Source organism: Bifidobacterium catulorum (genome assembly GCF_003129925.1).
In the GTDB taxonomy this organism is placed as follows: Bacteria; Actinomycetota; Actinomycetes; order Actinomycetales; family Bifidobacteriaceae; genus Galliscardovia; species Galliscardovia catulorum.
In genome coordinates this window covers 1-5,955 of sequence record NZ_QFFN01000065.1, presented here as the reverse complement: position 1 = coordinate 5,955, position 5,955 = coordinate 1, and the positions used below count along the sequence as shown (strand labels likewise).

The window sequence follows — 5,955 nt, the reverse complement described above, 5'->3', positions numbered from 1 at the left end:
GAGCCAGGAGCAGGACTGAGGGGGGCGAGCGCCGCCGAATCCCGATGACCCGCGCCTACACGCTCCGTCCCCGTACCGGCAAGACGCATCAGCTCCGTGTGCATATGAACTCGCTGGGGCTGCCCATCGTCGGCGACCCCATGTATCCGCGCATCATCGACCGCGCCTACGACGATTTCTCGGATCCGCTGCAGCTGGTGGCGCGCACGTTGGAATTCGACGATCCGTATACGGGGGAGCACCGCTGTTTCACATCGCGCATTCCTCTTGCGTGCGGGCAAATCGTCGGATGAATAGCAGGAAAACTCTGATTATAAAAAGTACTACGTTTCCTATGAATGATATACTTTTTAATTGTGCGATGGCCGTAAATGGAAATCGGTTACCGCAATCATAACGTTCTATCGAAAGGTAATGATGAGCGAAGCACAAGCCAATATCGGTGTTGTCGGTCTCGCCGCGATGGGGGCGAGTCTGGCTCGCAACCTGGCGCACAAGGGCAATACGGTCGCCGTCTACAACCGCCACTACTCCCGCACCGAGACGCTGATCGACAAGCACGGCGACGAGGGCAAGTTCGTTCCGGCAAAGACGCTGGAGGAGTTCGTCGCATCGTTGACCAAGCCGCGCACGGCCATCATCATGGTCAAGGCCGGCGAGCCCACCGACGAAATGATCAACGCGCTGGCCGATCTCATGGAGCCCGGCGACATCATCGTCGACTGCGGCAACGCCTACTACAAGGACACCATGCGCCGCGAGAAGGCCATCCGCGCCCGCGGCCTGCACTTCGTCGGCTGCGGCGTCTCCGGCGGTGAGGAGGGCGCCCTGCTCGGCCCGTCCATGATGCCCGGCGGCACCAAGGAGTCCTGGAAGACCCTCGGCCCGATCCTGGAGAGCATCTCCGCCAAGGCCGAAGGCGAGCCGTGCGTCACGCACATCGGCTCCGACGGCGCCGGCCACTTCGTCAAGATGGTGCACAACGGCATCGAATACTCCGACATGCAGCTGATCGCCGAAAGCTACGACCTGATGCGTCGCGGCCTCGGCATGGAGCCTGCCGAGATCGGTGACCTGTTCGAGGAGTGGAACAAGACCGAGCTCAACTCCTACCTCATCGAGATTACCGCCGAGGTGCTCCACCATGTGGACAAGAAGACCGGCAAGCCGTTCATCGACGTGGTGCTCGACCACGCCGGCATGAAGGGCACCGGCACGTGGACCGTGCAGACCGCTCTGTCTCTGGGCGTGCCGGTGACGGGCATCGCCGAGGCCGTGTTCGCCCGCGGTCTCTCCTCCCAGACGGAGCTGCGTGCCGAAGCCGCCAAGCAGGGCCTTGAAGGCCCGAGCGACCCGGTGCCGATGCCGCTGGAGGAGCGTCAGGCGTTCATCAACGACATCCGCGAGGCGCTGTATGCCTCCAAGATCGTGGCCTATGCGCAGGGCTTCAACGAGATCTCCGAGGCCGCCAAGGAATACGGCTGGGATATCGATCTCGCCGCCGTGGCGCGCATCTGGCGTGGCGGCTGCATCATCCGTGCCCAGTTCCTCAACCGCATCTCCGAGGCGTTTGAGTCCGGCGAGGCCAACGTGTCGCTGCTGTTCGCCCCGTACTTCAAGGACGCCGTCGAGACCGTGCAGCGTTCGTGGCGTCGCGTGATCTCCCGCGCCATCAGCTTCGGTATTCCGATGCCGGTGTTCTCCAGCTCGCTGGCCTACTACGACGGCCTGCGTTCGAAGCGTCTGCCCGCCGCCCTCATCCAGGGCCAGCGTGACCTCTTCGGCGCCCACACCTACCAGCGCGTAGACGAGCCCGGCATCTTCCACACGTTGTGGACCGAACCGGGCCAGGAAGAAATCAAGCAGTCTTGATTTCTTCCTGGTAGGCGACAGTCCGGTGGACTGTCGCCTAGGTTCGGTGCGGAGGGGTTCTCCTACGAGAATCCCGGAGCCGGTAAGGCGCATCCTTCCGATGTGGTCGGAAGGATGTCTTTAATTGCCGGACCGGAACCGGGTCTTTCCGCTTCGGAATCAGATCAGAATGATGAATCCTGCCGTATTGATTTGAGATACTCACCCAAATGGGGGACGGCAAATGTCAGTCGTCCATGTCCGGAGGCGCGAATCAGCCGGTCTTTGATGAGAATGCTGCGGTATTTGCTTACCCAGCTGCGGCTGCGCCGGGTGCGTGCCGCGATGTCGCTCACCTGTGTGGGGGCGGGCGAGTCCTGGGCCATGGCGTCAAGGAACAGTCGTTCGGCCGAGGTGGTTCCGTCCAATGCGGGTGCGCAGACGGCGTCGTCGAAGGCGAGCAATGCATCTGCCATGCCTGTGTCGACATCGGCTATGGTGATCGTTGTCGAACCGCGGCGCTGCGCTGATTGCCACATGTAGTAGCCGATGAGCTGCACCATATACGGGTAGCCGCCGGATTTGACGGCTGCAGTGAGGGCGACTCTTTCGTCAATCGCCTTGCCGGATTCGACTACGGTCTCCATGAATGCGTTTTTGACATCCGGCGTGGGGACGTCATCAAGCTCACGGCGCAACGCACGGCGTAGGAATGTGGTCACTTTGTTGTCGAGTAGTTCGTTGACCATGTACGGAAGGCCGGCGAATACGATGGCCACGCCCTTCCTGTCGGCTTCGGGTGTATTGTTTTCATCGCCGTCGGCGATGACGTGCTGAATGGCGGTGGCGATGGCCACGAGGTCTTCATGCGTTGCCGCCTGTGTTTCGTCAATGGTGATGAGAATGCCTTTGCCCTTGGCGATTTTTCGGCTTGCGAGGCGTTTGTTCAAGGCATTGCGGAGAGTCAGGGGATTGGCGGCCACGGAGAAGTGCGCCTGTCCGATGCTGGCTGTGGCAACCCCTGCGATGCCGATGGACGGGCTGATATCCGCCTGATTGAGTCGCATGCCGGTTGTCGGAGATAATGCCTGCAGCAGACGGGTGACAAGTCCTTCCGATGCCGTTTCGCCGATGGTCTCCCAGCCATGCGATTTGGCTATCCGTCGAAATTCGGTAAGCATCACGGTCTTGCCGAATCCTCGCTGGCCGGTGACCAGCATGATACGGCCGGGAGCCCCTACGCCGTTGTCCAATGCCTCGGAAAAATCATCGATGATCGGCTGTCTGCCAATGAGGATGGGAGGCATCTTGCCTGCGGTGGGTTTGAACGGATTCATTGCCATGGTCGGCCTCTCTGATGGTCCGGCGCAGTGGATGCGTACCATTGCGTACGAATGCGCACCATTGTACACGAATGCGCACCATTGCGTACCATATTGCACCATATGATACGCCGGCCGCACGGTGGATAACCTGTGCTGCCGGCGTGAATCGTTGATATGGCGGCCGATGTCGGAGGAGTCGTCACATCACAGTTGCGTCGCGACGACGGACGCGACGACGGACGTCATCGACGACGCGCGTTTATTTGATGTCTGCGGCGGCGTCCCTGTCGAGCAGCCACAGCGTCTCCTTGTCGCCGCCGGCGAAGGAGCTCGGAACGTGCGGGTTGTTGTAGCCGTCGAGGGCCTTGCCCACGGCCTCGGCCTTGCGCGGCGAGGAGGCGAACACCCACACGCGGCGGCAGCGGCGGATGAACGGAACGGTGAGGCTGATGCGCATAGGCGGCAGCTTGGGGGAGTCGGTGATGCCGATCACTCGGGTCTTCTTGTCGTGGCTGCGCAGCACCGGATGGTTGGGGAACAGCGAGGCGAAATGACCGTCCGGGCCGACGCCGAACAGGGCGATGTCGAACGCCTGCTTTTTGCCCAACGCCTTGACGATCTCATGTTCGTATGATTTCGCGGCCTTGGTCACGACGTCGTAGTTGTCCTCTTCGGTGGCGTTGGCGAGTTCCTCCTCGGAACGGGTGTCGGCCGGCATTTCGTGGATGTGGGATTCCGGCATCTGGCCGTTCTTCACCAGTTCGCCGAACCATGCCTCGCGTGCCTGACGGGCGTTGCGGTCGGGGTCGTCCTCGGGGACGAACCGCTCGTCGCCCCACCACAGGTGCACACGGCTCCAGTCCACGGCCGTTGACAGCGGGCTGGAGGCCACGGTGCGCAGCATCGCGATGCCGTCGGTGCCTCCGGTGAGCGCCACGTCCACGCGCTGGCGTTTGGCCAGACGGTCCGAGATCTTCAGCAGGAACCGGGACGCCAGCGCCTCGCGCAGCACGTCGGCCGTCGGGTAGATGATGACTTTCCTGTCGATCATTGCCATGATGTCTTCCTCCACAAACGATGCCGCGGAATTGTTCCTTGATCGCACGTCCTGTCGCGGCATATGTCGATATCGTTGTCAGATTAGCGCGGAATCGTTGCGCATGATGCCACGGTGCCGTTTCCGTGACATGACGTCCACGTGAATGTCACGAAGATTTCAGATTAGGCGCACGAAAAAATGGCCATGACCTCTTCCTTGAGGATGGTCATGGCCATTTTCCTGTGCGTCGGGCGGACTACTCGTGTTCGATGAGTCCCCAGCCGTGTTCGATGACCTCGGCGTAGATCTCGTCGGGGTCGAGTCGGCGCAGCTCCTCGCTCAGGCAGTCGCCGAGCGTGCGGATCGGCACGGTGACGTTCTGGGGCGACTGACCGGGCTGGCTGATGACGGCCGTGTCTTCGGCGGCGCGTTCGATGCTCAGCACGCCGTCCGCACGGGTGAAGTACACGCCGGAGATGGCGGTGAGGTCGTCGGAGCGTTCGACGGTGACGGGCACGTTCGGCATGCTCCAGGCGATCCAGGAGGCCAGCAGTTCCAAAGGCAGGTCATGCGTGGGACCGGTGAGTTTGACCGACGTGATGGGCAGGTGCGGCGGCTGGTCGAGCATGGAGACGAGCAGCGCGCGCCAAATGGTCAGGCGGGTCCACGACATGTCGACGTCCTGAGGCGTGAAGTGGGCGCGCAGCGCGATGAACGCGGCCTCGGGGTTCGGGGCGCGCAGCGCGTCGGTGATGCGGCTGCGGGCCATGCGTCCGATGGCGTTGACCGAGGGGTTCTCCGGGGCCTTGGTGGGCCACCAGGCCACGACCGGGGCGTCGGGCACGAGCAGGGGGATGACCAGGGTGTCGAGGTGACGGATCAGTTCGTCGGCCGGCTTGAGCACGATGATCTCGCCGGCACCGGCGTCCGCGCCGAAACGGATCTGCGCGTCGAGCGTGGAGCCTTCCGCGGCGTCGGCGGGTCGGGCGTGCTTGACGATGACGATCACGCGGCAGGGGTGTTCGCGGCTGGCGGCGTTGGCGGTCTCCAGCGAGTTCTCCAGCTCCTCGGTGTACGTCTCCACGAGCAGGGTGAGCACGCGGCTCTGCGCGGCCTCGCCGCGTTCCTCATGCAGTTCCTCGATCTTGCGGGAGATGGCGGAGGTGGTGGTGTTGGGCAGGTCGAAAATCATGGCTTCCTCCAATGGTGTCCGTCGCGGGCGAGCATGTCGTCGGCTTCCTTCGGTCCCCAGGTTCCTGCGCGGTAGGGGGCGGGCTGGCCGAGCGTGCTCCAGAACTCCTCAATCGGGTCGAGGATCTCCCAGGAGAGCTCGACCTCCTTGGTGGTCGGGAACAGCGGCGGGTCGCCGAGCAGCACGTCGAGGATCAGGCGCTCGTACGCCTCGGGGGAGGATTCGGTGAAGGAGCTGCCGTAGCTGAAGTCCATGCTCACGTCGCGCACCTCCATGGCGGTGCCCGGCACCTTCGCGCCGAAGCGCAGGGTGACGCCCTCGTCCGGCTGCACACGGATGACCACGGCGTTGGCGCCGAGTTCGCGGGTGGCGGTCGTCTCGAACGGCAGATGCGGGGCGCGCTTGAACTGCACGGCGATCTCGGTCACGCGCTTGCCGAGGCGCTTGCCGGTGCGCAGGTAGAACGGCACGCCGGCCCAGCGGCGGGTGTCGACGTCGAGCCTGCGGGCGGCGTAGGTCGCGGTGGGGGAGTCGGGGCGGCTGCCGGG

At 63.3% G+C, this 5,955-nt stretch carries 5 protein-coding genes and 1 pseudogene; 2 read left to right on the top strand and 4 right to left on the bottom strand.

Annotated features, from left to right (window positions below; genetic code table 11):
• Nucleotides 1-293: pseudogene (locus DF200_RS10435) on the top strand (pseudouridine synthase); the annotation flags it as partial.
• A gap of 124 nt (nt 294-417) precedes the next feature.
• Nucleotides 418-1,872, top strand: a complete 1,455-nt coding sequence (gnd, locus tag DF200_RS10430; protein ID WP_109138202.1) for an NADP-dependent phosphogluconate dehydrogenase — start codon at nt 418-420, stop codon at nt 1,870-1,872.
• 164 nt (nt 1,873-2,036) lie between these two features.
• Here gnd and DF200_RS10425 read toward each other — a convergent pair whose 3' ends face one another.
• The 4 genes from DF200_RS10425 to DF200_RS10410 form a co-directional block, all read right to left on the bottom strand.
• Complete coding sequence (locus tag DF200_RS10425; RefSeq protein WP_109138199.1) at nt 2,037-3,194, bottom strand: ATP-binding protein; 1,158 nt, start codon at nt 3,192-3,194, stop codon at nt 2,037-2,039.
• Between the two features lie 241 nt (nt 3,195-3,435).
• A complete protein-coding gene (pgl, locus tag DF200_RS10420) occupies nt 3,436-4,227 on the bottom strand; it encodes a 6-phosphogluconolactonase (RefSeq protein WP_109138201.1) in 792 nt (263 codons plus the stop codon).
• A 244-nt stretch (nt 4,228-4,471) separates the two neighbouring features.
• Nucleotides 4,472-5,407 carry a glucose-6-phosphate dehydrogenase assembly protein OpcA gene (locus DF200_RS10415; RefSeq protein ID WP_109138200.1) on the bottom strand — a complete coding sequence of 312 codons (936 nt, stop codon included), beginning with the start codon at nt 5,405-5,407 and terminating at the stop codon, nt 4,472-4,474.
• Nucleotides 5,404-5,955, bottom strand: a 552-nt coding sequence (locus DF200_RS10410; protein ID WP_500676579.1) for a glucose-6-phosphate dehydrogenase, incomplete at its 5' end; no start/stop codon positions are given. The genes DF200_RS10415 and DF200_RS10410, both read right to left, overlap by 4 nt.

Excerpts from the sequence above, each read along its gene's own strand:
- gnd (WP_109138202.1), top strand. The coding sequence starts at position 418 with ATGAGCGAAGCACAAGCCAATATCGGTGTTGTCGGTCTCGCCGCGATG.
- DF200_RS10425 (WP_109138199.1), bottom strand. The coding sequence starts at position 3,194 with ATGGCAATGAATCCGTTCAAACCCACCGCAGGCAAGATGCCTCCCATC.
- pgl (WP_109138201.1), bottom strand. The coding sequence starts at position 4,227 with ATGATCGACAGGAAAGTCATCATCTACCCGACGGCCGACGTGCTGCGC.
- DF200_RS10415 (WP_109138200.1), bottom strand. The coding sequence starts at position 5,407 with ATGATTTTCGACCTGCCCAACACCACCACCTCCGCCATCTCCCGCAAG.